This is a genomic window from Deinococcus arboris, assembly GCF_009755355.1.
Taxonomy (GTDB): Bacteria; Deinococcota; Deinococci; order Deinococcales; family Deinococcaceae; genus Deinococcus; species Deinococcus betulae.
Window position 1 is genome coordinate 24,649 of the sequence record NZ_WQLB01000009.1, and the last position, 25,058, is coordinate 49,706.

Consider the following 25,058-nt stretch of genomic DNA (forward strand, 5'->3'; position numbering starts at 1 on the left):
AAACCCCGGATTCTCTCCGGGGTTCGTCTTTTTGTAGCGGCTTCGTGTAGCAAAGCTCTCGTACCGACGAATACACCTTATATATAAGGTGCATATTTCAGCCTGCTACCATTACGCCATGAACAAAAGAGTGGTTGTGCGATTTGTTCCACCCGCACCCGTGAAAGTGTCCACTGGCAAAGGCACTTCACGCCTGCGTGCCTGGAAAACGGACAAACTCATTGAGTTCTTGGAAGTCGGCCTGGCCCCGCTGGTCGCACAGCAGTTCCCAGACATTGAACTGAGTGTTATAGAAAGCCGGGCGGCGGACGTCCGGTTTGAGGGATGGAAGCCGGAGAAGCCGACTGCGATGCGCGAGGCGATTGGCGAAATGGTTGGGACCGTGATGGAAGATATTGAGGCGGAAGAGTTTCTCGAAGCCTGAGCTGCACGCCCTGAACTGAGAAGGCCCTGCCACTGGTGCAGGACAGTGAGGAGGTGGCCTGAAATTCAGGCCACCTCAACAACTTTCTCGCACCCACTTAATGACGTAGTGAGTTCACTGACTCTACCTTGAGCTGCCAGCGCGGCAGGTTGACCACTGTATCCCCTTTCTCAAAGCCTCTGACCATCAGCGACCGATCCGTGTAACTGAGCAGCGGCAGAGCCACTTCAGAAGATTCTTTGAAGGATGCGCACGAGAATAATCCATGATGGATCACCTCCGAACGCATCGCCGTTGTTTCAAATGTACGGAACTCGCCCGTAGGCAGATACGTCAGAATGAAATGAAACAGAGTATCCATGAATTTTCCTCGTTGGGACTCGCAGATTCAGGTCGTCTGACCTGACATCGGCGCGGGTTTTCACCTGCGCTGGAGCGGTGCCGGGCAAGCCACAAGGTGAGGTGCAGTCGTGAAGCAAGCCTCAGGCTCTTTCCGCCTTCCACGGCAGCAGCGCCAGCACGTCCTGCCGCGCGATGGCCAACTCGCTGGCGTACGGTTCATCCCACCCCCGAACCCGCATCAGCACGTCCCTCAAGGCCAGAATCCGGTTCAGGCGCAGGCCTTCCCAGTCCACCAGCCACAGGAGGCTGCGGTCTTCCACGCGAACGCCCGACAAGAACACGCCGGTTTTCAGCAACACGACGGTTCTGATCACAGGGCAGCCTACGCCCCAGCGCTGGTTCTCCGTGCAGAGCGTCCGCTAACGCTCGCCCATCAGCTTCACACACAGCCACAAGGGCGGCAGCACGAAACACAGCAGCAGGACCAGCCGCATGGCCCATGAGGTCTTGATCGTCTGATCCTCCGGGGCCATCTCAGTCCACAACATCACGCCCAGCGCGCAGATTCCGAGGAACAGCGGGCTGAGCTAAAAGTGTCGCATCCCTCAGCAGACGCGCCTGGGCATCACGTTGGGGCGGCCACCGGTCAAGAGGGGCAGGTCAACCCTTTAGATCACCTTGGGCGGCTAAGCCACTTAGAGCAGCACGTACCGCAAGTACTCCAGATCCTTGGTGGCAATATCCAGCGACAGCCGGGCGCGTTCCAACGCCAGCGCACCGTCCGCAAAATCCACGGCGATCTGCTCGCGGGCGGTGAAGGCTTCCGCGTCGGGGGCGGTGCTCAGAACCCGCAGCTGGGCGGCGACGAGCGCGAGGTCGTGGGTCATGGCCATCAGGTCCTGCTGAATGCGGGTGCGGCGCTGGACCACACGGCGGATGATGGCCGAGATGTCCGCGCCGTCGTACGGGGGCAGGGCCGTCTCGTTCATGCGGGCCAGAGCGTCCAGGGTGCGGGCTTCGTCATCCATCATCCGGCCAGCTTAGGCGCCTGCCAGGACCAGATGGTCCCAACCAATAACAAAGGTTTACGTCACTCTTGACGCTCATCAACGGTCCCCGCAACACTGCCCCTCACAGACGGGGCCTACACTGAAGTGTTCGAGTTTCAACTCATGACTCCAACAAAGTGAGGCACCCATGCCCCCCTCGTCTTCCCTGATGTTTTCCTGGGTCCCCGGCACCACCGACCAGGTGCGCTTCACCACGGGCGCCCGCACCTACACGGTCCTCCTCAAAGACGTGCAGCGCCCCAACGTCCACAGTGCCGCTGCCCTCTACCTCAAAGGTCGAGTCCTCCTCCACATCACCGCTGCCCATTTCGCCGAGCTCACTGGCCATTTGGCCCTGACCACGAAGACTCACCGCGAAGCCCAGCCCGTTGGAACCTCGGCCGCTGAAGACGATCTCCTGTCCTCCCTGACTTGGACCGCACGGCCTGGACGAGGCATTGGGCTCCTCAGGGTGCGCCTGACTTCGCGGGGCTATCCAGCTGCACTTTGCGTTCAGACGAAAGGCTGCGGACCTGACTGGGGCGCAGGTGTCTGGCAGCGGGTCCCCGGTGATCAGGCACGGTCATTGCCAGCTGCAATTCGCGAGTGGAATACCGTCGCAGCCCAAGAATTTGCGGCGTCCGTTCAAGGGCGGTACCGTGAATTGACACCCTATAGCGCCATGAATTGATCCCAGCCTTCGAATGGTCACTAGCACCCTCATGCACACCTTGGAGGAGCACGATGGTTCATCTGCGCACCTGGCATCATCTCGCCCGTAATCGTTTACTGATCGTGACAGGAGCGGCGTCCAATGATCAGGATTATCTGGATCTTGTCTCCGCCTGCGCGCAGGCCGGTGAGTGCGAGATCACAGTGGGCACCCAACTGGGCCGAATGACAGGGCGGCTGACGCAGATGTCCCCTGCGTGGCTTTCAACCGCTTATTTTCAGGGCTATCTGATCTTTGCTTGAGGTGGGAGGGAGTGCCATGGACAGTTTGATTTATGCGTCGGTGCGTCAAGTGGCCGCAACGTGGTATGCCATCGCGTTGACCCAGAAAAAGACGTCGAAGGATGCCGCCGTGATTGGGATGCGGCAAGCGGAAATTTACTTGAGTGATTTGGGGTTGGTGGGCGACGCCGCGCGTTCCTATTTGGAAGGGGCGCAGCGGTCGGTGGACAGCAACTTTGAGGGTCGTTTGGATGAGGTGCTCAAGAATTGAGGGCAGCACTCTGACGAGCAGAAAAAGCGCCCCGCTCTTGGCACTGGCCAGGGCGGGGCGATTCGTCGCAAGTTGTCCGAGAGCTACAAATGTGGCAGGGCTTTTTGGTACAGCGCCACCATCTCGTCGGCATGTAGCATGGCTGGCCCGTTCACCGCGCGCCGCGTCCCCCAGATCTCCCCGGCGGCTGCCAATCTGTTGGCCTGACTCATGCGGGCCCAGTAATAAGCGCCGCCCAGCAGCCCCACCCCCATCTGTTCCAGCAGGTCCGGCTGGGCCGTGAGGGGCAGGTCGACGGCGCGCTCGACGGCCAGCGTGTTGGCCCGCCCGGTGATCTGGAGATGGCCCCAGCCCCGGAAGGCCCAGCCGTCCCCGCTGGCCGTGTCCCCGTTCCCCAGGCGCCCGGCATAGACCAGATTGGCCAGTCGCTCTGGGTTGCGCAGGTAAGCGTTCGGGTCATGACGGCCGCCGTGCCTGGGGTCAAACCGGCTGGGCCAGACCGCCCGAAGGCGCTGTGGTGTGGTGTAGAACAGGTTCTCGCGTTTGGGCTGGATGCCCGCTTCTACGGCCATATTGGCCAGCCAGGCGGCCACACTCTTGCGGTCCGTAATGCCGAACAGATCGGCGGCGCGCTGGGCTTTCTCGGCGGTCACTTCAGCGGTGGGGTGCTGCGGGACCAGGACACGAATTAGCTGGGGGGTAATTATGGCAGGGCTCCAGTGCCACCCAGTTCAGGGGGCCAGACGGTGCGGGGCTCAATGTTGCAAGTCTGTTCCAGGTACTCAACCCGCACACGTGCCTGGTCCCGCTGGTAACGCATGCTGTGATTCAGGTCGAGAGAGGTGTCCAATTCGGTTTCCAGCTTGGTCATGGCGGTGCGCAAGTCTTGTAGCTCCGTTCGCAACTGTGCGACCTGCGCCTGCAAGTCCGCTTCTTTCCCCGCACTGACTTTCCCCCCTCGCACCTCGCGCACCAGCGCGGCCAGCCCGAAGAACAGGGCCAGCACGATGCCGGCTGGCCCACTTTTGGTGACGAGGTTCAGCACTGGTGCCAGGTCAAACCCCTCCACGTTGCTCCTCGTCGTCAATGCGGGCCAGACGCCGGAGCCACCGTGGCGGGCTGTCCACCAGTCGCGCCCACCACACGCTGCTGGCCGCCAGATGGACCGCTGTGCGGGCCATGAGCACCAGGGACACGTAACTGAGGATGGTGTTGGTCGACACGCCACTGGTGCCACCCGCTCCAGCCCCAAAGGCGTAAGCAACAGCTCCGAGATACAAGCTGGCCAGTAGATGTGCGCCGAGGCGCCAGACACTGCCCCGTGGGGTAAAAAGAAGCAGCAGGGCAAAACCTAGGGCGAACCAGCCCCACAGGGCCCAGGGCAGCACTTGGGTAAAGGCGCTATAGGAGGGCAGCAGCTCCGGCAGGAAGGGCCGGTGATAAACCCACCAAGCCCAGCCCAGCAGGACGGCGGCGATGATGTTGGTGGGATTGACCGGGTCCCAGCGGCTAAACAGGAAGGCGCGCTGCATCAGCGCACCGCCAGCGGACGCCAGGTCTGGCCGTCCATCGTGTAAGAGAGGCGGTGGGTCAGGAGCCAGATGCGCTGCAGGCGACCCACGGGCACGAGGATGGGCGGCTCTGAGAAGTGGTTGATGCGGCTTTCCTTGCGAATGAGGGCGGGCTTCTTGCAGCCCGGCGCGGCTTGTACGACGGCCTGGTAACCGATGACGACGGCGAAGTCCCGCAGGGCCACGGGTTGACAGTAGGTCCCTGTGGGAGGCGTAGGCGGAATGGGCTGGGCGACGGCCGCTGCACACAGCAGGGCAACCAGGAACAGGATTCGGTGCATCAGGCCTCCAAGCCAGCAGGAATGACGACGCCCCCGTGCTGGCAGGACGGGGGCGGGGGCGGTGATTTACATTTCTGGCAATGCGATGCTGTACCGCCCCCCGCCGGGGCGCTGATACACCAGCAGCGGTGTGCCGCTGCCACTGTCCACGATGGCGGCGCCACCGGTCGATGGCACCATTGAGGCGTCAGGGACCACCGGGAAGTCGCCAGGGTCCAACGAGCCAACAACGCCCTTTTCTAGCTGCCGCACGAGGCCCAGCAGCGGCAGCGTGCGCCCATATGGCTGGTCGGGGACAGCCCGTAAAATCAGCGGCCCCGACACGTAGGGGGCCGCGGGGACAGCGCCAGCCCCATAGAGCGCCATCGAGAGCGCAGATGCGGTCTCAATGGTGTAGTCCCCAGGCGGCAGTGTCAGGTCGGTGCCCAGGTCAATGGTCTGTGGCGCCCAGTAAGCGCCCGCCGTATCGGGGGGATTGACGGAGGCCAGCACACCGCCGCTGCTGTTCCGCACCCGCAACTCGGTGAGGTTGTAGGCACTGACCCTGATCTGGTTAATGGTCAGCGCCGCAGTCAGGGTGATGGGGATGACGTTGTAGCCACCCACCACGTTGCTCCAGTTGCTGCTGCCAGCGGCCCCAAAACTGGCTTGCGTGACCGGGCCAGTGCGGAGGGCTACAGGGGCAACGGCAGGCGTTACTGGGGTGTCGGTGTCCCCCCCCGTCGTGTCGGTCGCGTACTGCGCGATGATCTGGGCGTCGGGGGCAGGCACCGTCTGCGCGGTACCGCTGTAGTAGCTGGGGTTGGCAATGGTGGCCAGGCCGGTCCAGGTATGCCCGGCAGAGAGCTGAATGCTGGTCAGGTAGCCTCCATAGCTGGTGCCGTTGATGCCGTTGCCCAACTGGCCGACATGCAGGTAGTAATCGTGTCCGGCCAGCAACACCGCCCCAGTGGGCATGGTGCCTCGGAGGTTGCCGCCCTCAGTGACCGCCGCTGCCGCATAAGAGGGGTCCGCGCTGTTCACGGCGATCAGGGCGATGGCCACGTTGCCCGATTTGCTGGCGTTCTCGATCAGCACGCTGGTCAGGGGAATGTTGACCGAAGGCCGGATGATCTGCCGCACGTCACTGGGGCCAGTCAGCGTCAGGCGGTTTGTGATCGGGCCGCTGCGGGTCACCGAGGTGGGGAGTGGGGTTCCGCCGTCAGCTGGACCTACCACGCGATAGGGGATGCCGTTCAGACCTGTGACGTGCAGCGCGGCCGTGCCATCCGACTGCCGAATGAAGTACATCGTGCCCGGCTCAAGCACCCCAGGCAGGGCATCCAGTTGTGTGGCCTTCACGTCCATAGGTTCCCCCACTGCGGTGTGCCAGACCCAATTGGCGGCAGGTTCAAGTCCCCGGCCAGCGGCGCGGGATGCGGGTCATGCCCCTCCGCTGCCCAGAGCGGCCCAGCCAGCAGGTAGGTGACAGTAAAGGTCCGGGTCAGTCCCTCGCCGAACGGTTCCTGGGATTCGGTCGGTTCCAGGATGGGCAGGGCGCTGATGCCTTCCCAGTAGGCCGTAGCCAGCAATGCCAGCGCATGCCACTGGTTCGCCAGAGCTGAGACCATGGCGGCGCTGCTGGCTTCGACCTGAAAGGTCAGCTGTACCGTGACGGGCTTGGCGGTGCGGCTGCCACTGGCCCAGGTCCGGCCTCGCGCGGTCTGGCGTGGCGTCACGTTGAGCGGCGTGGTGATGGCGCCGCGCGTGACCGTTACCGCCCCACCGCTGAGGGGATACGTCACGCCCCCCGAGGTGATCGCGGGGGGCAAGGCTTGGCTGGGCTGTGGGGGAGGCGGAATCGCCGGTAATCGGGTGATGTTCATAGACCTCCTCAGGTGCTGGCCCGCACCGCGTCCGTGGTGGCGTCCTGGTCCTTGGTGCTGATGGCGGCCGTGAACGAAAGTGCCTCAGCTTCGTCTCGCTGCCCACAGCGGACTTCCGTGTACAGCTCACCGTCGTCAGCGGTGTCATAGACCAGCAGCTCAATCGGCAGTTCCCTGGTTTCGAGCACCGCGCCCAGCGGATCACGCAGGGTGAGGCTGGCCTTCGCTGCTGGGCTGTAGTTCCAGCCAGGCAAGCGGGCCACCACCGGGTTCAGGGTGGGCACACGGGCCAGCGGCGTAGCGCTGGCGGCCATGAGCGAGGGACTGGCGCGGATCAGGGTGCCAGCAGAGAGCTTCACGGTGCTGTCCGGATCGTTGGGCTTGACCAGAAAGCTGGCGCTGCGGGTCTTGTCGTAGAGCCCGCCCGTGGTCCAGGCACCGGCCAGCCGAGCTTGGCTCTGGTCCCCCATCAGCGCCAGGCCTGCAGCTGTCGGCGGCCCTTCACTGGCCACACTGGCCAGCCGCGCGCCATTGTTCGGCGCCAGGTTGCCGTCCGTGGCGCTGATGTTCAGGCCAGAGACGGTGCCCCCCTCGGCTTTCACTTCCCAGCCGTCTGGCAGCGGCGCGGTCTCGGGAAAGGTCAGCAGGACGTTGTAGTAGCTCACCACGATGTCCGGCGGGGGCGTGAGGGTCAGGCTGGTACCGGCGTCTCCGTCCCAGAGCGCACTATTCGGCCCACTGACCCCCACGGTGGTATTTGGCGGGTTCGGTGCCCCCTGCCGCACGAAGCCGGTGGCGTACACCTCCACGGTACTGGCTGTCAGGCGCTCAAACAGCGCGGGGTCTGCCGGCAGGGGCAGGCCTCGCCACGCCTCGCCATAGCTGTGAGGGGCCACGTTCAGCGCGTGGGTCAGCGGCGCGCGGGCATCGCGGTAGGGCACCATGCCCGCACCATTCGCAAAGTTTTCCACCCCGTTGGTCAGCACGGTCTGCGCGAACGTGACCCGAACGTCCGTGACCAGCAGGGTGCTGTCGGTATCGAGACCGTCAATCTCGACGCCTTCAGTGGCCTCGTCTATGGTCAGCGTGCCGGTTGGATAGCCGAACACCGGGCGCAGATCGGGGTTGACGCCCCAGTCGGGATTCACGTCTTTCGACTGCGTGGTGCCGTCTGGGTTCAGATAGGTGCGGGTCTGGCGGGACCGGCCGCGCAAGCGCTCCTCGATCAGCTTGCTGACCTTCCAGAAGTTCGACTGGAGCGCTGCACTGGTGATGCTGAGATTGGGAATGGTGCTGGTGGTGGGGGCCAGCAGCGTGCTGCCCAGCTGACCAGAACTGATCAGGTCGGTGAACAGCTGCCGCACCTGGGCGCCCAAGTCCGCTTCAGGCAGCAGGGTGCGGGCTTCCACTTCGGTCAGGCGCCGAATCTTGAAGCCCTGGAGCTTGTAGCGGCCCACCTCGCTGCGCGCGCTGCCCGTGATGACCGCTGTGCCGGCGTACTTGTTCAGCCAGGGGCCTGTGCCTGCTGACCGGTACTGGACCTGCACGGTGTCCCTGGGTCCGATGCCCAGCGTGGCGGGATCACCTTCAAAGGTGGCTTCGCGGCAGTCGTTCAGGGGCCCGACTTCCATGCGGCGCGGGCCGCCCACGAGGTACAGGGGCGTGCCCGTAGGCGGGTCCAGTTCACGGACATGTTTTTCCGTGCCGTCTGGGGACAGCACGCGGATTCGGTACTCTTCCATGCCTCACCTCCAAAGGGGAATGAAAAACCGCCCACAGTGGGGCGGTTGTGTGGCGGAGTTGTTCCTCATTCAGCGTCGAAACCCACAATGAAATGTATGTGCACCAAACGATTCTCCAAACTTGAGTGGCGGCAGGTCAATCAGTTTGGAGATACTGGCATACACCAGGGCGGCAATCTCAGGATGGTGAGCACTCAAGCGGAAGAAGAGATGCTCCTGATCCTCGAACCCATACCGGCAGCTGGCATACCCTGTTCCTCCGCTGTAGATCCGGTGGTAATCGTCGGAACCGGGGGCATAGACGGACCACCCAATTTCCGGCAGCACAGCCTCAACAGCCTGGAAGACACTGTGGATGCTCAGCGGCAGTTGTTCGATGGAGATACTCCACCACTGGCAGATCTCCATTGTTTCCCGACGATGCATCTGAAAGGCCAGTCGTTCAATTTCAGTCTGTGCACTTTGGGCGATGTAGATCCCCTGAGTTAGCCTTCCGTCCAGTGTGATGACGTAATAGTCCGGTCTAGCAGTGCTGAATTCGGAGCACGAGAAGCCAGGAATTTCTTGGGGTTCAAAAAACCGTGGCGGATCGATTGAACCTTGGCTCAAGCCCCAGGTGAGCCAATCACCATCAGGACCAGCTGTAGGGAAGGTCACTCCACAGAGTTCTCGTTGAAACTCAACCACTGTTGGAAACGTCCTGCCCCACTGCTCGATGAGCTGCTGTTCTATGGCTTCAGATGTTGGATAGACCCTATCGTGAATCGTTGTTCGCCGAGGATAACGAGTCAGCAAGTCCTTCGCTTGCTCAGTCCAATTCCAGGTCAAGCGCTGTTCCGCTACCGCCTGCTCGTGGGGCTTGAGCCGTTCGAGGTATGCGCCAGAGCGCTGCTTCTGTTCACCGTGTCTGGACATAGGTTTTCACTTCCTTCGGGTGGGTCAAATAACAGCGTACCGAACTTCGTTTTACGAGTAAGCCCAGTTCAAACGAGCGTGCCCGTGGTGCTGCGGTAGCCGCCGGTGGTGGCCGGGCCATCCACTGTGACCCGGAAGCCCGCTTTGGCCGCGTCCCGGATGATCGTGGCCCCTTCCAGCAGGACACCAGCGGCGTCTTTGATGCCCCTCACCCCTTCCAGTAGCGGCGTGGCCAGTGTGAACTGAATGGGTTCTGGGAGGGTGCTCAGGCCGGTGGTGTCCACGCCTCGGGTCATGCTGGGGTCCACTTTCACCCCCAGGTTGTCGCGCAGCCGGTCCAGACCGGGCTGAAGCCGCTGGCCCACCCCCGTCACGAATTGCTCCGCTTGGCCTAATTGCCGTTCCACCATGGCCATCGCCGCATCATCGTCAGCTGTCCCCTCCGTCTTTGCGGCGTCGGTGAGGGCCTTAATGCCCGGCGCCAGGATTTCTTTCAAGGCGTCGTTGAAGATGGCTTCAATCAACCCGTCCACCACGCCGCTGTAGGCGGACTCTCTGAAGGTGTTGCTGAAGCCTGACCAGTCGCCGGTCATGAGGGCCTGCTTCATGCCGTTCTTGATGCCCCCAGCACGCCGCCTTCGATGGCTTGGGCAATCTTCAGACCGAACTCGTCTAATTCTTGCCGGACCTCGGGCCCGCCGCCAAAGGTATCGGCCAGCCAGCCGCGCGAGCGCACGAACGTCTTGGCGAAGTCGTCACCTCGGATCAGGGTGAAGCGCTTGTTGAAGTCTTCCCGCATCTTGTCGGCTTTTTCATAGGCCTGGCGGAACCCGTTGAGCGCGTCTGAGACGCTCCCAATCAGCTTCACACTCAGGCTGACCCAGGCGCCGATGTCGGCCCCGCTGCTGGCCACCAGCTTGGCCACGTCCACCGCCATGTCCCCGATGCGACTGGCGGCGTTGGCGGCCCCATCCAGATTCGCGGCCAGGTCATCGTTCCCTGTGCTGCTGGCCAGCCCGGAAAGGGCGCTGGAGAGGTCGCGCACATAGCCCGCGTATTCGCTGACCTTGTTCAAGCTGGCCAGGGTCTTGCTGACCTCGGGGGTCATGGCGCGCAGACCGGCCGCTGCGTCCCGGTAAATCTGGGCCAGGTCGGTCTGGCCCTGACGTTCAGCCGCATCAGCCAGGCGGTCCAGCTCAGGGGCCAGTTCCTGCACCTGTTCCCCAAACTGCACCGCGGTCATGCCCCCAGCTTCATAGCTTTCGACCAGATCGGTCAGGCGAGCATTCCAGCTCTCCAGGCGGTCCTCATCGGGGTTGCGGTACAGGTCCACAGCAGCCTGCGCCGCCGCTTCAATGGCCACCCGGTTGGCCTCGGTCTGCCGCGTGATCTCGGCCAGGATGAGGCCGTACCGCTCACTGTCCTGGCCCTGAATAGCCCTCGCCTTGGCTTCATTCAGCTCCGCCAGGGTGAGTAGCTCTAGGGAAGCGCGGTACTCGTCTACCCGTTCGGCGCGGAGCGTGGCTTCCCAGCGTTCGGCCCGCTCCGCCGCGCCAGGGTCGCGCGCCGCTACCCCAGGGTCAGGCGTGGCCGGCTCCGGCGCGCGGGTGCCGCGCGCGGCCACGGGTGTGCCCTCCATAGCCGGTCCCGTGATTGGGCCAGGATTGCGCGCCGGGTTGGGGTTCAGCGGGGACTCGCCGGCCATCTGGAGGGCGTTTTCCTGACGTTGCAGGTCCAGTGCCTCCCGCCGGGTGGCGTTCAGCTTTTCGATGGCCACGGTCAGTTTGTTGATGGCCTCACCAGCGTCTTCACCGCCTTGAGCGGCCGTAAACACGGCTTCCAGGGCGGCTTCTAAGACGCCCAGGGCACCGCTGTAATCCTCCTTCTTGGTCAGCTGGTCGGCAAAGTCCAGGGCCTCTTCGGCCAGGGCTTCATTGCCCTGACGCTGAATGTCGAGGACGGCCAGGGAACGGTCTCGCAGCTCGGAGAGGTCAAGGGGAATGGGGGCGGAGTTCTTGATCGCGGCGGCTGTTACCTGCTCGTCCAGTTCCAGGGCGTCTTTCAGACCAGTGGCGAAGGCGACGGCGAAGGCGCCGCCGGTCTCGATGCTGAGCTGGGTCAGGTCCGCCGCAATCTTGCTCTGGGCCGCTCTCAGAGCAGAGTCCGCCGAGAGAATGGCGTTGTCATAGACCTTTTTGCTGTTGCTCAGGGCGAGTTTGCGGGCCGCATCGTTCAAGCCCGTGTTGTTCTTGATTTCCGCATCCCGGTCCTGACGCTCTTTCTCAGCAATTGCTTTCCTGGCTTGATAGGTCAGTTCCGCGTACCGCAGTTCCACCTGGGCAACCTTTTGGGCGTTGTCGCCGGCCGCGCGCAGATCGTTCTCGCGCATGGTGTCGAGGCGGCCCAGCTCTAGGCGGGCCGCTTCGATCCGCCCCTGGCGCAGGGCTTCATTGATCTTGGCGGCCCGCTGCTGAGCCTCGTTGCGGCGCTGTTCGGCTTCGCGGTCGGCGGCGTCTTGTTCGCGGTTCTGGCGGTCGCGCTCCCCCTGTGCTTTTTTGGCGGCATCCGCACTGAGGGACAGGAGCTGCTTGTACTTCTCACTGGTCACCCCATTGCGGTCACGTTCAGCGTTGGCGGCTGCCTCTGCCGCTTTCGCAATGGCGTCAAGGTTCTTCAGGTAGTCGGCAGTGCTGCCCCCCTTGTCTTTGAAGGCCTGAGTAATGTCCAGCTGGCCCTTGAGGCGGTCGAAGGTCTGGCCGTACTGAGAGACGGCCTTCTCGCTTTTGCCCGTCTCAAGGCTCACCCATTCCAGCGCCTGGGCGGCCAGATCGTTGGATTCGCGGAACTTCTTGAGCGTTTCGTTGGCCGCTTTCCACTTCTCAGCGTCAGGCGCGGCGCCACGGGGCGCGTATTTCTCCACGGCAGCAGTCAGGCGCTGGGCTTCCTTGATGTAGGCGTCAAAGCCCTTCTCTGGCACGGTCGGGGCGTCACGGCCATAGCCGCTGCCCTGGTAGTAGCCCTCTTCGGTCTTGCTCTGGTACTGGAGCAAGGTAGGGCTGACCACGTTGCCGCTCCGGTCATACCCCATCAGATGTAAGTGCGGCGTCTTTCCAGCTGTCGTGCCGGTATTCCCCACGCCGCCGATCTTCTGGCCAGCCTGGATAATGGCTTTTCCTCCACCGGCTTCCAGCGCTTCCAGCACGCCCTTATCAAACGAGTCCAGATGAATGCCCAGTAGCTTCTGGCCCAGTGCGTCCACCAGTTCAAAGACTTTGCCGTTCTTGGCGTCTTCTCGGACAGTCAGCAGCCCTGTGAACGGGGCAATGATCGGCGCACCTCTGGGTGCTGCGTAATCAATCCCGTTGTGGGTGGCATTGGCCGAGACCGCGCCGTCGTGGTGGTAATCGGCGCCGCTGACGCCATATTCGTTCAACACTTTGCGCCCACCCATGCCCAGCAGGGTCACAAGGGTTTTTCCGCTTACCAGCGCGGCGCCATCGGGAACGCCAGACGCAGAGCCCGTACCGCCCTGCTCCGGCCCGATGGCGCGGGGGCGCTGACTGGCGGCGGCCTGAATCTTGCCCAGCGTGGCGCCTAGCGTCCCCAGGACCTTCAGCGCCTGCTGCTCTACACCTTGCGCCATGCCTTCCAGGCCGAGGGTGCGGTACTGCGTGGCATTCTTGGCCGCCAGGTTGACGGTGTTCTGCATCAGTTGCAGATTCAGCTTCACCTTTTCCAGTTCGGCCTGCGTCAGGTCGCTCTCGCGCAGGCCAGTCTGCTTCAGCCAGGTTGGGAGATCCAGCGTCTCAGCGCCGAACGACGCCTTGCCCTTGAAGAGGTTGCCGTACTCGCGGTTGATGGCCACCAGGTCTTTGAGGAAGTTCCCTGACCATTCCAGCATCTTGGCGCCCGCCGGCAGGAACGCTTCGCCGGCCTGAATCTGAAAGTTCTTCAGAGCTGCGTTAAACCGCTCCTGTTCGCCGCGTACGCCCTCCAGCTTCTTATTAGCCGCGTCGGTCATTTTGCCTGTGCGGTCCAGCATGTCGATGCGGCGTTCCAGCCCCGCGCTGCCCTGCTCCACGAGGATGTTAAAAGCCCTAATCCCGTCTGACCCAAAAATTAGCTCTGAGGTGACGGCTCTTTGTTCCGGACTAAGCTTCAGGAAAGCCGCGCGCAGCTCTTCGATCATCTGGCCCAAACCCTTGAACTGGCCGTCAGCCGTGAATGCGCTGAAGCCCAGTTTTTGCATTTCGACCTTCGCTGCTGCACTGTTCGGGGTCAGGGCTTGCAGGAAAGACTTCAGGCTGGTCCCCGCGTCACTCGCTCCAATGGCCTTGTCGGTCATGAAGCTGATGGCCGCCGTGAACTCGACGAACTCAACACCAGCAGATTTCGCCACAGCCCCACCGGCCCCGATGGCATCGCTGAAATTGTCGATTTTGACGGAGGTGCCGTTGACCGCATTGGTCACAACGTCGCCTACGCGGGCCAGCTCTTTCGCTTCCAGACCGAAGGCTTTCGTACTGGAGGCTGCGACGCCCGCAGCAGTGGCTACGTCGGTGTTCACCGCTTTGGCCAGCGTCATGCTATTGACCAGCCCGCCGTCAATGATTTGCGCCGTGTTCAGCCCCTGGCTCCCCAGTTCCTCGATGCCTTTGGCCGCCTGAATCCCGTCAATCCCCAGATTGGCCAGCCTGTTGCTGCGGGCCACGTCGTTCAGCTGCTGCATCTGAGCCGTGGTGGCTTCGGTCGTGGCCTGGGCCTTGAGCATGGCTGCTTCGTAGTCGGCTGCGGCGTTGAAGTTGACAGCCAAGGCGACAGCGGCGGCCGTTGCAGCAGCGGCCACCGCCGTAAACGCCAGCGCGGTCTTGGCGTCATTGATGGCGGCCTCACGCTGCACCGCGTCCTGCTCACGGCGAGCGTCGGTAAACGATTGGACGTGCTCCGCCGCGCCTTCCACTGCGCCGCCCAGGGCTTCCGTGGCCACCTCGGTCGCCGCGCCGGCTGTGGCCGCTGCTGCACTTGCGGCGGCATTCTGCTCCAGCTGCTTGTTGAGACCATCTAGGGCCTGAGAGGTGTTCGAGATCTTGCCGGACTCCAGAATGCCGCCCGCCGCGCCACCCAGCAGCATGCCGCCCAGGTTGCCGGTCACGGTCCCGCTGCCCAGGTTCGTGGCAATGCCGCTGCGGGCCGCATCACTCAGGCCGTTGGCCGCGCGCTTGGCATCGTCCCAGCGAGACCGGATACCACTGACAAAGCCGTCGCCCACCATGCGGCCCAGGTACTCCATGACACGAGAGGGCGAGTGGATATCCAGCCGCTCGCGCACCGCTGCTTCAATGCCGTCAGCAGCCTTTCCAGCGGTGTCCTTGACCTGCGCCTGGTCAGACTTCATGCCCCGGATCAGGCCTTCCATCGTGTCCGAGCCGAGAGTTTCGGCTGTATTGACGGCGGCGGCGCGTTTAGCCGCGATGTACTGGACAAAGCCGCCCAGCAAGTCACCGGCCACGCCGAACTGGCCCAGAGCAGATTGCAGGCCCATCGAGACCCCTTCAGCCAAACCCCCTCTAGGGTTCACGCCTTCCGCACGATCAATGGAGCGCTGGGCACCCGCCGCCACCTCAGTCAAGCGCCGGTAGGCATCGGTCGTCTTGTCTACGGCTTGAGCTTGCAAGAGTGCCTGACTATGAATGCGCCGCTGGGCTTCGAGAAGCTCAGCCTCCCCGATTTGGCGCGCTTTATACATGTTCCGGTACGAGACCATCTCGTTCGAGAGGGCATTGACGCTGGCCATCGAGCGCTGCTTCTCATCACGCGCGGCCTGGGTGGCGAGCTGCGCCGTCAGCCGCAGCTGGGCTTGCTGTTCCCGGATGCGCGCGGTGCGCTCAGCTGCCGCAGCCGCTTCCGCCCGGCCCGCCGCCGTCTGGGCGCGGTGGGCCGCGATGACCGCCGCGTTCTGTTCCTGAAGGGCACGCATGCTGGCCTGGTACTGCGCGCCCAGCAGCCGGGCGTTCTGGGTTTGCTGTGCGGTCTGCTGGCGGTTCAGGTCGCCCATCTGGGCCAGGTCGCGCTTGACACGGTCTAGGGAGTTCAGCGACTCACGGGCGTCCACGGTGATCTTGACGCCGGTTTCGCGTTCCACAAACTGCCGGTACTTGGCCAGCTGCGTGTGCACGTCGGTCATGTCGAGGACGGGTGTGAGGACCAGATCACCAAGAGAGGTCTGGGTCATAGGGGATGCCTCCGAAGGGGAATGAAAAACCGCCCACGGGGGGCGGTGAATTGAGGCGGCGTCGGTTACTTCGTACGGGTGAGTGTGCAGGTGCGCTGACCCATCAGGTTACCCGTCTGCTGAAATCGCTTGAAATCTTCGTCTTTGCCAGACGCCATAATTTTAGATCCTTGTTCAGTATTTAGGATATGGATCACACGGTAAAGCCCCTTCTGGGCAACGCCAATTTTTGCAGATGGCTTATAGATAGTGCAGGTGTATGTTTTTAAATCCCCACTCTCTTCCTCATGTTTCACTAAGGAGATAGTATTTTGATCAACTTTTCCATTGAAAAGTCCTGAATGAAACGATTCTTCGTCTGTTCCGCTAGAATTCCCAAAGTAAAATCCTCTCGAATTCTGTTCTTTTGCTCCTACCCTCGATGTGAGTACGAACGTGCCGTCATCAGTTGTCACGCTCCAAATCTGACCTTCAGCCAAGACCGTTGAACTGGTGACGGCTTGCCCAAAACTGAGTATTAAAAACGCAGCAACTACGGAAAAACCTCTCATCGTTTCAGCATCGTACTGAATATCTTTCGGATTGTGGCCGCATTTGTTTGTCCCCTTCACCCACCCCCCACCGCCGCAATCCCCTCCCAAATCTTCAGCAGTGGCCGCCCATCCCGCGCTGCTGCCCACTGGGTCCACACCGGCCCTTGCAATAGCCCCAACTGCATGGCCTCAGCCAGCCCTGCCGCCACGCCAGCAGGCACCGGATACGGCAGCGCACGCGGCGCGTTCACCTGGCCCTGACCCTCAAAGTTGGGCAGGATGCGCTGGTGTAGGTCTTTCGGCGCCTCAGCACCCCAAGCCAGCGCGCCGGCCCACACTTGCCGCTGCCACTGGCGCTGTTCACCCTCCGCGTGCGCTCTCAAGGCGGACTGGACTTGATCGAGGGGGGCGTCGTACCACCGGACAGCAGGACTGACCAGGGCGAGGGTGCCGAGCGCCCCCGCCCAGTCGAAGGGGGGCGGCTATCACCACCCTCTGCATCCCGTGGCGGCCGGTTGGCCTGCCACCAGTCGGTGAAGCCGTCCGGCCCGGTCAACTCGCAGAACTGCTCAAAGGTCAGCGTGGGCAGCCGACGCTGCACAAGGGAATAAATCACAGCCGCTTGGTCGCCCAGGTCCAGCTCGTGCAGGGCACGCACCAGCGACATCTCGCGCCAACTGGGAGCCAGATAAGGCACCAAGACGGCGCCGTACAGTTCAGAAAAATCGGGATTGGGTTCCCCAAGGGCTGCCTCGGGTGCCGTTGTCCGTAAAAGGTGTTTCTCGTGTTGGTCCATCAGATGCCGCCTCGTGTAATGGGCAAAGTCAGCCCAGTGTGAATACTCACGGCCCCTGCCTGCCCTTCTGGCGGCATCAGGCGGGGCGCGCGGGCTTGCAGGGCACCACGCGGCACCCCCCAGCCGTGCGCCGCCTTCTGCATCCGGGCCAGGGTCTTCCCGCGCTTCAGGGGCGCGTGGAGGATGTAGCCCTGGGCTTCAATCCGGTCGGGATGCACGGTGCAGCCCAGCAGGCTCAGCTGCGGGAGGCGGCCACGCTCTCCGAACACGATCAGTGGTATCTGCATGACTCACCTCCCTCCGGGGCTTAGCTCAGCGCTTTCCAGGTGGGCGTCGTCTCGTTCAGGTTGGCCCAGTGCAGTCCGCCGCTCAGGTTCGCCGTGAACATGCACCGCTGCGTCCCCCCAGGGGCCGCCTGACGGTTCGGCGCCCCGATGTTGACCGTGGCCAGCAGCGCGAAGCCATCGTCATACAGCCACAGGATGCGCTCCCGGTTGTTCGGGCTCAGGCTCATCCCCCGAGTGATCAGGCGCTTCACGACAGGGTCATCAATGGCCGCCAGCGTGCGGATGTTCGCGGTCAGGTCCGTGCCGTTCACACTGCGGATGGGGGTGTTGCGACCGTGCACCTTGATCGTTTCCTCGTCGCTGGTCAGTGTGGGGCTGACTTCTTCCGGCGTGGGGATCTCCAACAGGTTGCTGTAGGTCGCCGTCGTACTTGACGCAACCCCGCCTACAGGCGCAGCCTGGATACTTACAGCCGTGGCACTGGTCCCAATGGTCACGTCCGCCGTGGTCGTGATGGGCACCGTGCCGAACAGCAGCAGCGTGCCACTCGGAACGAAGGTATCGACCGTCGCTGAGAGCTGGGCCGTCGTGGCATTCGCATTCACCGTGGCCGTGTTGGTAATGGTGCCGTTCACGACCAGCGTGGTGGCCAGCGTACTCAGAATGAATGTGCGCAGCTTGTTCGCGCTGTAGGTCTTGGGCGTGGTTTCAGTGGGCAGGGCAGTGGGCAGGTTCGTGGTCTGCATGATGGCTCCTAGGTGCTGTGCACGTACGTGAGGGCGAAGCGCTGCCCGGCGTAATGGGTGCGCGTGATGAGGTCGTAACGGGGCGGCATGGTGTCAGCCGGTGAGGCACCACCCTGCCGGAGGCGAAGAGTCGGGTGCCGGTCCACCTCGCCCGCACGGGCTTTCAGATGGGCCAGCAAGAGGTCGAGTTGCCGCTTCCCAGCCGCCGTAGGCGCCGCGCCGTAGAGCATCACGAGCACCAGGCGCTGCCGCTGCTGGAACCCATGACCTTGAACCGGGGCGCCCTCGGTCTCGCTGGTCACGGCATAGATGGTGCCCGGTTCTGGCAGGGGGTTGGGGACCATGTGGCTGGCTACAGCATTGGTGTCATCACGGGCCAGGCGCACGCCTAGCGCGTCAAGGAGTTGATCCAGGGTCATCCATGAACCTCGTGGTCGGTGCGATGATCTGCACCTCAAAGTGAGCGATAGCGCGTTCCGGTGCGGCCCAGACCGCGCGGCCCAGGATGAAGCCGTGCTGAGTGCACAGCGCGGACAGTTCCCGGAAAAAGGCGTGGGCCTTCTGAGGGTCAGCCGGCAGGACCGGCCCCGATGAACGAGAAGCCACCCGGCTACTCGCGTTCAGGCCAGTGCCAGGTGCCGGGCGCTTTGGTGTCCTCGTCATGAGGCACGCTGTCCAATTGCGCGACACCTCCAATCCGGACAAACGCCGCACTGGATTCAGGGAAGATGTCAGCGCCTTCTTCGGTATGAACGGAGTGACCCAGATCGTTTGTCACATCCAGAAAGACAGCTACGTTTGGACGATCATTGTCAAAAGCGTTGACGACCGTTGCGGGCCGATGTGCGCCACTTGCGAGAACAACGTGAACGATTCTGCCGATGCTTGGCTTCATTGAAGTACCTCCAGAGCGTGGATTTCTACTGCAGGGCGGCCAGAGCAGATCGAATACGCCCCACCAGTTCCGTGTCGCTGGCCGCTTTGGAGAGCCAGGGCCGGGCGCCGTACCCCGTGGCGCGGCTGATCGGGCTGTTCGGCGGCTCTGGAAACTCCAGCGCCCAGGCTTCGGGTGGCACTGGGGCCACGCTATTCAGGGCGCCCACCACCCAGCCGTTGACGCCCTGTTCTTTCCCCAGGCAGGCCAGCAGGGCGCCGCCTTGCTTGGCCGGGTACTCGCCGGGGTTGCTGCTGGGATTGGGCAGCCCAGGGTGGTGGGTGCCGCTGCCGGTCTGGTTCAGCTTCTCGCGGAGAAAGACCAGCGTGGTGTCGGCGATGACTTCCAGGGCGGGCTGAAGATGGCGCCGGAGCCGCTCTTCTACGTCGGGATGAAGCCGCAGCTGAGCGTTCACACTGACCGGCCTTCTGGTGCGCGGGCGGTAAACGTCCAGCACAGCCGCTGCGTGCCTTCATCCACGATGTCGCCGAGTGGAGACAGCAGCAGCGGTTTCGGCAGCTCGCCACCGAACACCTCGAACAGCAGGCCAGGGTCATGCAACGGGGCGGACCAGTGCGCCACGACTTCCCAGAGCGGCACCGCCATATCGGCGCCTAGGTCGGCTTTGTCCTTGGCGTCAAGCTGGTAAGCGATGCACGGGTAAGTACCTACAGCTGTGCCTGCGCCCGGTGTGGTGGGCGTGGGGTCAGGCGCTGGTGGCGTCACCAGTTCCCCGCGCTCGTCGTATTCGGGCAGGGGCTGGGCACCGGGGTCAGACGTAGCGGCCTGAGCCTTGAACACACGCAGCATCTGGCCCATCTCGGCGTACAGCTCGTCAAATTCAGGTCGCGCAGCCTGAAATTCAGCGGTGATGGCGCCGGTCATCGCGACGCCCCAACAGCCCGCACCGGACGTGGCACCCCAGCGGCGTACAAGGCCTGCCAGGCGCGAGACAGGTACTCAGCGGCGCTGGTCACCAGATTGGCCGCCACGTCCTCAGCAGAAGGCCCAGCCGCCTTCTCCAATTCGACCTTGCCGGCCTTGATTTTCTTGGTAGCGGCCCCTGTGGTCTTCGTGCGGCTGCTGCTGGCCCCAGTACTCGTGCGCAGGTGCAGGGCGTAGTTCATCACCGCCCGTTTCGCCGCCCGTTCCTGCGCACTGTTCGGCACCAAGACGACGCCGTACCGGGCCAGCTGCGGTTCGGCCCAGTCCACCGCTTCTTCAATCTGCCCCGTGGTCACGGCGGGCGCATCCGGGGCATACGCAGCCACATCAGCCGGGGTAACGGTGAGGGCCATCCCGACTCACTTCCGCACTTCAAGCAAGAAGCGCTTGGCCACCATGTCCTGGGTCCAGGCATCGTCTGGCACCTCGACAGCCTTGCCGCCGCGCTCAATGGCTGTCTTGCTCTCCGGGTGCAGGTAGCTGCCGCTCCCCTTGTCCGGGTTGACCTTCACCGTGATGGTGGCGACTTCCTCCGCCTGTGCTTCGAGTTCGTCCAGCTTCGCCTCCAACTCAGCTGCGGTGTGGTCGTCAGGGTTCAGGGTTTCACCACCGGCAGCGGCAATCGCCTCCACCAGCTCTTTTTTGCTTCGGGCCATGAGTGGCCTCCTGTAGGGGCACGGCCCAGCCTGAACAGGTCAGCTGGGCCGGGAAGGGGCGATGGATTGGGTCAGGCTCAGGCGCGGCGGATGGCCTGGACGCTGTTCGCAAAGGGCTTGGCGTAGCCCTCGTTGATGCTCATCGTCCATTCCTGGGTCTGGTTCCGAATGAACTTCTGCGTTTCCTGGATCTGGCTGCCGTTCTCCACCACGCGCTCCAGGCCGCGCACGATGGCCAGCAGCGTCTTGCTGCCGTCCAGAATGCTGCCGGTCGGGGCCACGCGCATCCGGCGGCCGTCCGGGGCGCGCATGTCGGCGCCGTACATGGCCAGCTGGTCCGGCGTCAGGCTCTGGTTCGCCACGGGGTAACGCAGCGCCAGGATCCGCAGCACTTCGACCAGATCTCCCACGTACAGGCGAATGCTGCGCCCATTGACGGCCAGGCGGATGCGGTACTCGTCCACCACCTGAATGCTCCAGTCCGCCGGCGTGGTGCCGTACAGCACGTACCCGTTCCCGTTGCCGTCCCCGTTCACCATCGTTTCTACGGCTTCCTTGATGCGCGCGCGGCGCTCGCCCTCCGCGATGGTGTCGAAGGTCAGCTGCAAGAGGGGCAGCTTCAGGCGGCGCAGCACCTCGTAGGACACACGCACCCGGCCGCCCCGCTTGTAGACGTGCACCTCGCGCTCACTGCTGCCGATGGTGTACAGCAGCATGTCGCTGGCCTCCGCCACGCGGGTCAGGTTGTAACTGTCGTAAGTGGGTTCCGTGATCTGGGCGCTGCGGTAACCGTCGCCGTCCACCCCAGTCGTGGTGTCCACCAGATCGTCCAGGCTCACCAGTTCCTGGGCCACGTCCTCGCGCTGGTCCACCAGGCCGCGCAGCTGCAGCGGGTATTCCACGTCACCCGGCGCGCTGGGGTTAGTGCTGAACGACAGGTCGCTGCTGCGGCCGATGCCCATGCTGTGCTCGAACATCTCCTGGCTCAGTCCGGCAAAGAGGACGTCCGCGCCGCGCACGTAGTCCGGGTGATTGGGGGTGAACACCGCGCAGGTGCTGGCGTTCGGGCCGTCCAGCACCACGCCGCTGTTCACCAGCAGCTGGCGCACGGCACTGACCGGCTGGCCGTTCACGCGCAGCTCGGGGTCGTAGAGGTCGGGGGCAATGTCACCCTTGCGGGCCATCTCATGGAGGTGGAGGTTCAGGTTGATGTAGCTGCGGTTGTGGGTCGCGCCGGTCTGGGTGGCGTCCTGGTAGATGCCGTCGTCCAGCTGAGCCAGTCGTTTGATGGTCATGGGTGCCTCCGTGGGGCAAGGGAAAGGCCCGCACAGCAGGGCTGCGGGGCCGGTGGAGAGCCGAGGCGACTACAGGATGTAAAACGCGACGCTGTCGCTGTCCGTGGCGATGACGTGGCATTCCACGCCCGTTCCGGCCTGCACACCACCCGTGCCATCAGCTTGCAGGTTCTGAATCCCGACGCTGATGGCGCCGGTGCGGCGGGCCACGTTCACCAGGCCGCGCTCGACGGTGCCGTACCCGTCCGCTTCCTTCGTGATGAGCTGGCCTACGAACTTGGCGGCAGCGGCCGGGCGGCCCACCTCGCCGGCGTTCGTGGTGGGACCAACGATGTCGCCTTTCACGGCACTGGTGGCGACTTTGTAGGTGATGCCGAGCTTGGGGTCCTGGCCGTTGAATCCGGCCTTACCAACGCGAATCTGCTTCATGCGGTGCCTCCTGGGCGAGAGTCAGGGCGAAGGGCCGGGCCGCTCAGCGGACGCCGTAGGCGGCGGCAGGCGCGGGGCGGCGCTGCGGGTCCGCCGTTTCCTTGGGGGCGCGGCTGATGCGGCCACCGGGCAGCGCGGCTTCAATCTCGCTGTCCAGGCGGTCCACTTCGGCTTTGAGGTCAGCAATATCGGCTTTCCCCCACACTTTGGCGGCCCGGTCAGCCGCAGCCTGTCCGGCTTCGTCATTGCCGCGCAGCGTGATGGTGCGGGCCTTGAGCTGATCAGTCAGCGCGGTGCGGTACGCGGCGCCGTCTGCGGCCTGGGCCTTTACGGCAGCCAGATCGGCGGACTTGCCCTCTTCCTCGGTCACACCGATGGCGGCCAAGAGCGAAGCACGCTCTGCTGTCTTCGCAGCCGCCTCGCGCTTGTTCAGTGCGGCCTTGATCTGTTCGGGGGTGGCGTCGGCACTCAGGCCGAGCAGGGTCAGCAGTTCGTCCATCGGGACACCAACCTTTCCGCCGGAGGGCGGGGAGAGAGCGGCGGCGCGGGCGGCGCCACCTTTGGCTTTGCCCGCCGAGGCGAGCGTGATGGCGTCTGCGAGTGTGCCTAGACGGTCAGCCACACCGGCCGCAATCGCCTGTTCACCCACCCACACCCGGCCACTGGCCCAGCGGTCCTGGACCTGCTCAGGGGTGGCACTCCGGCCCAGGGCCACACCACGCAGAAACACGGCGTTGGTGTCTTCCACGAGGGTGGTGTAGGTCTCGTCTACAGCGTCGTTGTGTGCTTCGCCGGGCTGACCTGGGGCCTTTAGGTCGCCGCTGCGGTAGACATGCAGCTTGATGCCGTCCTGGGCGGCCATGCCGCTGTAATCCGTCCAGCGCATGAACGTGCCGATGCTGCCCACCATGCTCGTGCGGCCCGTCAGGATGCTGCTGGCCCCGCACCCGATCCAGTACGCCGCGCTGCCCATCAAGTCGCGCACGGCCGCGATAACGGGCTTCACCTTGGCGGCCTCTCGCACGGCTTCGGCGGCCAGGTCCACCCCTTCCACCACGCCGCCGGGGCTGTTCACGTCCAGCACGATGCCAGCCACGGCAGTGTCACCCGCTGCGGCCCGCACGGCCGCCGCCAGTTCATAGGGATCGGTCAGGGCGAAGTACTCGCGGTACCAGCTGGGTGCGCCGGCCAGCACGGGGCCATGCAGGCGGATGACAGCAACGCGCCCCTCACGGGTGGACGTGGGGGCGGTCTCAGCCAGGCGGGTCAGGTGTTCGGGTCCAGCCCGAATGCTGTCTTCCAGCGCGCTCAGGGCACTGGGCAGGATGGCCAGCGGGCGGCCCAGGAACGGGCTACTCGTCGGCGGGCTCGTCGTCTTGCTCAGGGTCATCACCTCCGGGGGGTGGATTTGGAACTTGAGCCGCGCGCTTCTTCCGGTCGCGCAGCACCTTCTTACCGTCGAAGCCGTCTCGCTCTGCCGCCCATTCCAGGTAGCTGTCCCCGTACAGCACTGAATACTTCTCGTCCACCTGCGCCTGGGCCAGTGCCGCTTCGGCGTGGTCCTTGCGGAAGGGATTGGGCGGCTCTTGGAAAGCAAGGCTGGCTTTGGCTGGGATGCCCGCCAAGCGCAGATTCAGATTCAAGGCGAAGACGATGCCGCGCGCGGCAGTCTGCCGCAGGTTGGCGCTGTGGGCCAGCTGAATCGGGTAGACGACCTGAGCCAGAGCCTGCGTGGTGCTGTCCATCTTCCCGCGCATGAAGGGCAGGGTGAGCAGGCCAGACCAGACCTTGAGGGCGTTCATCTCTTCTAGGTCGCTCAGCCCGCCCACGTTGCCGGTCAGGGGCACGCTCTTGATGCTGGCCCCGTCTTCCACGGCTGCGACGCCGAGGTCACGGGTCTGAGTGATGGTGTCCAGATAGGCGGCGTAGTGATCGGCCACAGCCTCCTGGTAGTAAGGATCCTGTTCGCTCTCCACCCCCAGCTCTTTCAGCGTGGGCTTGGGCACCCCCACTTCCAGAAACACCCCCTGGGCAATCAAGCGGATGACCTTGTCGATGCCCAGCGTGATGGCCGCCTGGCGCTCGATTTCGGTCAGGGCCGCAATCATGGCCGGGGTGCCCAGCTCATCGGTGCCGCGCGCACCGTAGGGCGTGTAGAGGAACGTGTCCGGGTGCATGGGCTGGGCGTTGCCGTCCTGCCAGTACTCGCGCACGTCCCCGCTGCGCCGCAGACTGATCTCCTCAGCGGTCAGCAGTTCAATGCCGGCCACGCCAGTGCGGCTGCGGTTGGGGAAGGCTTCAACGGCGCAGCCCCCGGCCTGGTAGGCCTCGCGCACCTGCTGATTCACCAACTCGTGAAGGGGCAGGTGCAGGCGATCCAGGAATCGGGTGGTCTCGCGCTCAGCGCGGACCACTGCACTGGGGCTGCCCTCGAATTCCACCCGGACGCCTGGTGTGCCATCCGGGGCTGGGGGGTTGGCCAGCGCCACGAGGTCCTGCATGGCGCCGCTGGCGTCGGCATTAGTAACGGTGGCCTCGCGGCAGAGCTGAATGGCTTCCCGGCGGCCCCGACTGCCGAAGACGCTGGGACTCCAGAACCACGTCCAGCCACCATCGGCCAGGGTGCGGCTGACGCGGCCTTTGGGCATAGGCCGATTGGCCGCAGCAGCGCGGGCCAGGAGGCGCTGGGGAGTGACGAGGGCACTGCGGTCTGCGGTGGGGCTCCGGGCGCGGGGCGCGTCGTCGCGTGGGTATTTCTCCGCGAGGAGGCGCTGGACAGCTGGGTTCATGG

The 25,058-nt window shown here is 64.0% G+C and carries 31 protein-coding genes; 3 read left to right on the forward strand and 28 right to left on the reverse strand.

Translation table 11 applies throughout. The features are described from left to right. Window positions 1–118: 118 nt before the first annotated feature. A complete protein-coding gene (locus GO986_RS08480; protein WP_157458849.1) occupies window positions 119–424 on the forward strand; it encodes a hypothetical protein in 306 nt (101 codons plus the stop codon). Between the two features lie 97 nt (window positions 425–521). Here the strand turns inward: GO986_RS08480 and GO986_RS08485 are convergent, their stop codons facing one another. The 3 genes from GO986_RS08485 to GO986_RS08495 form a co-directional block, all read right to left on the reverse strand. Further along, window positions 522–785, reverse strand: coding sequence for a hypothetical protein (locus tag GO986_RS08485; protein ID WP_157458850.1), 264 nt, complete (start codon window positions 783–785; stop codon window positions 522–524). Window positions 786–906: 121 nt separating this feature from the next. Continuing rightward, window positions 907–1,140, reverse strand: coding sequence for a hypothetical protein (locus GO986_RS08490; protein ID WP_157458851.1), 234 nt, complete (start codon window positions 1,138–1,140; stop codon window positions 907–909). Between the two features lie 321 nt (window positions 1,141–1,461). Continuing rightward, window positions 1,462–1,797: a hypothetical protein gene (locus tag GO986_RS08495; protein ID WP_157458852.1), complete on the reverse strand. Its 336-nt coding sequence runs from the start codon at window positions 1,795–1,797 to the stop codon at window positions 1,462–1,464. A 762-nt stretch (window positions 1,798–2,559) separates the two neighbouring features. Between GO986_RS08495 and GO986_RS08500 the strand changes: the two genes are divergently transcribed. Next, entirely contained in the window at window positions 2,560–2,790 is a 231-nt protein-coding gene (locus GO986_RS08500; RefSeq protein WP_157458853.1) for a hypothetical protein, read from the forward strand. Between the two features lie 16 nt (window positions 2,791–2,806). Beyond that, window positions 2,807–3,040: a hypothetical protein gene (locus GO986_RS08505; RefSeq protein ID WP_157458854.1), complete on the forward strand. Its 234-nt coding sequence runs from the start codon at window positions 2,807–2,809 to the stop codon at window positions 3,038–3,040. Between the two features lie 83 nt (window positions 3,041–3,123). On the opposite strand, the gene GO986_RS08510 is transcribed toward GO986_RS08505, so the two are convergent. From GO986_RS08510 to GO986_RS08630, 25 genes are all read right to left on the reverse strand, one after another. Next, on the reverse strand, window positions 3,124–3,693 hold the full coding sequence (locus GO986_RS08510; RefSeq protein ID WP_157458855.1) for a glycoside hydrolase family 19 protein: 570 nt from the start codon (window positions 3,691–3,693) through the stop codon (window positions 3,124–3,126). Between the two features lie 50 nt (window positions 3,694–3,743). Next, window positions 3,744–4,109 (reverse strand): hypothetical protein, encoded by a 366-nt coding sequence (locus GO986_RS08515; RefSeq protein WP_157458856.1) that lies wholly within the window; start codon window positions 4,107–4,109, stop codon window positions 3,744–3,746. After that, on the reverse strand, window positions 4,096–4,572 hold the full coding sequence (locus tag GO986_RS08520; RefSeq protein ID WP_157458857.1) for a hypothetical protein: 477 nt from the start codon (window positions 4,570–4,572) through the stop codon (window positions 4,096–4,098). Before GO986_RS08520 ends, GO986_RS08515 begins: the two co-directional genes overlap by 14 nt. Beyond that, entirely contained in the window at window positions 4,572–4,892 is a 321-nt protein-coding gene (locus GO986_RS08525) for a hypothetical protein (protein ID WP_157458858.1), read from the reverse strand. Before GO986_RS08525 ends, GO986_RS08520 begins: the two co-directional genes overlap by 1 nt. A 66-nt stretch (window positions 4,893–4,958) precedes the next feature. Then, window positions 4,959–6,239, reverse strand: a complete 1,281-nt coding sequence (locus GO986_RS08530) for a hypothetical protein (RefSeq protein ID WP_157458859.1) — start codon at window positions 6,237–6,239, stop codon at window positions 4,959–4,961. Continuing rightward, window positions 6,230–6,757 (reverse strand): hypothetical protein, encoded by a 528-nt coding sequence (locus tag GO986_RS08535; RefSeq protein ID WP_157458860.1) that lies wholly within the window; start codon window positions 6,755–6,757, stop codon window positions 6,230–6,232. The genes GO986_RS08530 and GO986_RS08535 overlap by 10 nt, the downstream gene beginning before the upstream one ends. An 8-nt stretch (window positions 6,758–6,765) precedes the next feature. After that, the gene (locus tag GO986_RS08540; RefSeq protein WP_157458861.1) at window positions 6,766–8,499 is read right to left on the reverse strand and encodes a hypothetical protein; all 1,734 of its coding nucleotides are present in this window, start codon (window positions 8,497–8,499) and stop codon (window positions 6,766–6,768) included. A gap of 69 nt (window positions 8,500–8,568) precedes the next feature. Further along, a complete protein-coding gene (locus GO986_RS08545) occupies window positions 8,569–9,414 on the reverse strand; it encodes a hypothetical protein (RefSeq protein WP_157458862.1) in 846 nt (281 codons plus the stop codon). A 68-nt stretch (window positions 9,415–9,482) separates the two neighbouring features. Continuing rightward, on the reverse strand, window positions 9,483–10,022 hold the full coding sequence (locus GO986_RS08550) for a hypothetical protein (protein WP_157458863.1): 540 nt from the start codon (window positions 10,020–10,022) through the stop codon (window positions 9,483–9,485). Beyond that, window positions 10,019–15,646, reverse strand: coding sequence for a phage tail tape measure protein (locus GO986_RS08555; RefSeq protein WP_157458864.1), 5,628 nt, complete (start codon window positions 15,644–15,646; stop codon window positions 10,019–10,021). The genes GO986_RS08550 and GO986_RS08555 overlap by 4 nt, the downstream gene beginning before the upstream one ends. 65 nt (window positions 15,647–15,711) lie before the next feature. Next, window positions 15,712–16,257 carry a hypothetical protein gene (locus tag GO986_RS08560; protein ID WP_157458865.1) on the reverse strand — a complete coding sequence of 182 codons (546 nt, stop codon included), beginning with the start codon at window positions 16,255–16,257 and terminating at the stop codon, window positions 15,712–15,714. Next, on the reverse strand, window positions 16,254–16,562 hold the full coding sequence (locus GO986_RS08565) for a hypothetical protein (RefSeq protein ID WP_232337640.1): 309 nt from the start codon (window positions 16,560–16,562) through the stop codon (window positions 16,254–16,256). Before GO986_RS08565 ends, GO986_RS08560 begins: the two co-directional genes overlap by 4 nt. Next, window positions 16,559–16,975, reverse strand: coding sequence for a hypothetical protein (locus GO986_RS08570; RefSeq protein WP_157458867.1), 417 nt, complete (start codon window positions 16,973–16,975; stop codon window positions 16,559–16,561). Before GO986_RS08570 ends, GO986_RS08565 begins: the two co-directional genes overlap by 4 nt. Further along, on the reverse strand, window positions 16,975–17,262 hold the full coding sequence (locus tag GO986_RS08575; protein WP_157458868.1) for a hypothetical protein: 288 nt from the start codon (window positions 17,260–17,262) through the stop codon (window positions 16,975–16,977). The genes GO986_RS08570 and GO986_RS08575 overlap by 1 nt, the downstream gene beginning before the upstream one ends. A 20-nt stretch (window positions 17,263–17,282) precedes the next feature. Then, a complete protein-coding gene (locus tag GO986_RS08580) occupies window positions 17,283–18,008 on the reverse strand; it encodes a hypothetical protein (protein ID WP_157458869.1) in 726 nt (241 codons plus the stop codon). Window positions 18,009–18,016: 8 nt separating this feature from the next. Further along, on the reverse strand, window positions 18,017–18,427 hold the full coding sequence (locus GO986_RS08585) for a hypothetical protein (RefSeq protein ID WP_157458870.1): 411 nt from the start codon (window positions 18,425–18,427) through the stop codon (window positions 18,017–18,019). A 191-nt stretch (window positions 18,428–18,618) separates the two neighbouring features. Then, window positions 18,619–18,903: a hypothetical protein gene (locus GO986_RS08590; protein ID WP_157458871.1), complete on the reverse strand. Its 285-nt coding sequence runs from the start codon at window positions 18,901–18,903 to the stop codon at window positions 18,619–18,621. A 25-nt stretch (window positions 18,904–18,928) separates the two neighbouring features. Continuing rightward, a complete protein-coding gene (locus GO986_RS08595; protein WP_369409257.1) occupies window positions 18,929–19,357 on the reverse strand; it encodes a hypothetical protein in 429 nt (142 codons plus the stop codon). Continuing rightward, complete coding sequence (locus GO986_RS08600) at window positions 19,354–19,827, reverse strand: hypothetical protein (protein WP_157458872.1); 474 nt, start codon at window positions 19,825–19,827, stop codon at window positions 19,354–19,356. The genes GO986_RS08595 and GO986_RS08600 overlap by 4 nt, the downstream gene beginning before the upstream one ends. Then, window positions 19,824–20,240, reverse strand: a complete 417-nt coding sequence (locus tag GO986_RS08605; protein WP_157458873.1) for a hypothetical protein — start codon at window positions 20,238–20,240, stop codon at window positions 19,824–19,826. Before GO986_RS08605 ends, GO986_RS08600 begins: the two co-directional genes overlap by 4 nt. A 6-nt stretch (window positions 20,241–20,246) precedes the next feature. Then, entirely contained in the window at window positions 20,247–20,543 is a 297-nt protein-coding gene (locus tag GO986_RS08610; protein WP_157458874.1) for a hypothetical protein, read from the reverse strand. Between the two features lie 77 nt (window positions 20,544–20,620). Continuing rightward, on the reverse strand, window positions 20,621–21,838 hold the full coding sequence (locus GO986_RS08615) for a hypothetical protein (RefSeq protein ID WP_157458875.1): 1,218 nt from the start codon (window positions 21,836–21,838) through the stop codon (window positions 20,621–20,623). Between the two features lie 69 nt (window positions 21,839–21,907). Continuing rightward, window positions 21,908–22,267 carry a hypothetical protein gene (locus tag GO986_RS08620; protein ID WP_157458876.1) on the reverse strand — a complete coding sequence of 120 codons (360 nt, stop codon included), beginning with the start codon at window positions 22,265–22,267 and terminating at the stop codon, window positions 21,908–21,910. Between the two features lie 43 nt (window positions 22,268–22,310). Beyond that, window positions 22,311–23,657 carry a S49 family peptidase gene (locus GO986_RS08625; RefSeq protein WP_157458877.1) on the reverse strand — a complete coding sequence of 449 codons (1,347 nt, stop codon included), beginning with the start codon at window positions 23,655–23,657 and terminating at the stop codon, window positions 22,311–22,313. Next, the gene (locus GO986_RS08630; protein ID WP_157458878.1) at window positions 23,620–25,056 is read right to left on the reverse strand and encodes a hypothetical protein; all 1,437 of its coding nucleotides are present in this window, start codon (window positions 25,054–25,056) and stop codon (window positions 23,620–23,622) included. Before GO986_RS08630 ends, GO986_RS08625 begins: the two co-directional genes overlap by 38 nt. Window positions 25,057–25,058 lie beyond the last annotated feature (2 nt).

Coding starts and splice junctions, on each gene's coding strand:
- GO986_RS08480 (WP_157458849.1), top strand. CDS start 119: ATGAACAAAAGAGTGGTTGTGCGATTTGTTCCACCCGCACCCGTGAAA.
- GO986_RS08485 (WP_157458850.1), bottom strand. CDS start 785: ATGGATACTCTGTTTCATTTCATTCTGACGTATCTGCCTACGGGCGAG.
- GO986_RS08495 (WP_157458852.1), bottom strand. CDS start 1,797: ATGATGGATGACGAAGCCCGCACCCTGGACGCTCTGGCCCGCATGAAC.
- GO986_RS08500 (WP_157458853.1), top strand. CDS start 2,560: ATGGTTCATCTGCGCACCTGGCATCATCTCGCCCGTAATCGTTTACTG.
- GO986_RS08505 (WP_157458854.1), top strand. CDS start 2,807: ATGGACAGTTTGATTTATGCGTCGGTGCGTCAAGTGGCCGCAACGTGG.
- GO986_RS08520 (WP_157458857.1), bottom strand. CDS start 4,572: ATGCAGCGCGCCTTCCTGTTTAGCCGCTGGGACCCGGTCAATCCCACC.
- GO986_RS08525 (WP_157458858.1), bottom strand. CDS start 4,892: ATGCACCGAATCCTGTTCCTGGTTGCCCTGCTGTGTGCAGCGGCCGTC.
- GO986_RS08530 (WP_157458859.1), bottom strand. CDS start 6,239: ATGGACGTGAAGGCCACACAACTGGATGCCCTGCCTGGGGTGCTTGAG.
- GO986_RS08535 (WP_157458860.1), bottom strand. CDS start 6,757: ATGAACATCACCCGATTACCGGCGATTCCGCCTCCCCCACAGCCCAGC.
- GO986_RS08540 (WP_157458861.1), bottom strand. CDS start 8,499: ATGGAAGAGTACCGAATCCGCGTGCTGTCCCCAGACGGCACGGAAAAA.
- GO986_RS08545 (WP_157458862.1), bottom strand. CDS start 9,414: ATGTCCAGACACGGTGAACAGAAGCAGCGCTCTGGCGCATACCTCGAA.
- GO986_RS08550 (WP_157458863.1), bottom strand. CDS start 10,022: ATGAAGCAGGCCCTCATGACCGGCGACTGGTCAGGCTTCAGCAACACC.
- GO986_RS08555 (WP_157458864.1), bottom strand. CDS start 15,646: ATGACCCAGACCTCTCTTGGTGATCTGGTCCTCACACCCGTCCTCGAC.
- GO986_RS08570 (WP_157458867.1), bottom strand. CDS start 16,975: ATGGACCAACACGAGAAACACCTTTTACGGACAACGGCACCCGAGGCA.
- GO986_RS08575 (WP_157458868.1), bottom strand. CDS start 17,262: ATGCAGATACCACTGATCGTGTTCGGAGAGCGTGGCCGCCTCCCGCAG.
- GO986_RS08580 (WP_157458869.1), bottom strand. CDS start 18,008: ATGCAGACCACGAACCTGCCCACTGCCCTGCCCACTGAAACCACGCCC.
- GO986_RS08585 (WP_157458870.1), bottom strand. CDS start 18,427: ATGACCCTGGATCAACTCCTTGACGCGCTAGGCGTGCGCCTGGCCCGT.
- GO986_RS08590 (WP_157458871.1), bottom strand. CDS start 18,903: ATGAAGCCAAGCATCGGCAGAATCGTTCACGTTGTTCTCGCAAGTGGC.
- GO986_RS08600 (WP_157458872.1), bottom strand. CDS start 19,827: ATGACCGGCGCCATCACCGCTGAATTTCAGGCTGCGCGACCTGAATTT.
- GO986_RS08605 (WP_157458873.1), bottom strand. CDS start 20,240: ATGGCCCTCACCGTTACCCCGGCTGATGTGGCTGCGTATGCCCCGGAT.
- GO986_RS08610 (WP_157458874.1), bottom strand. CDS start 20,543: ATGGCCCGAAGCAAAAAAGAGCTGGTGGAGGCGATTGCCGCTGCCGGT.
- GO986_RS08615 (WP_157458875.1), bottom strand. CDS start 21,838: ATGACCATCAAACGACTGGCTCAGCTGGACGACGGCATCTACCAGGAC.
- GO986_RS08620 (WP_157458876.1), bottom strand. CDS start 22,267: ATGAAGCAGATTCGCGTTGGTAAGGCCGGATTCAACGGCCAGGACCCC.
- GO986_RS08625 (WP_157458877.1), bottom strand. CDS start 23,657: ATGACCCTGAGCAAGACGACGAGCCCGCCGACGAGTAGCCCGTTCCTG.
- GO986_RS08630 (WP_157458878.1), bottom strand. CDS start 25,056: ATGAACCCAGCTGTCCAGCGCCTCCTCGCGGAGAAATACCCACGCGAC.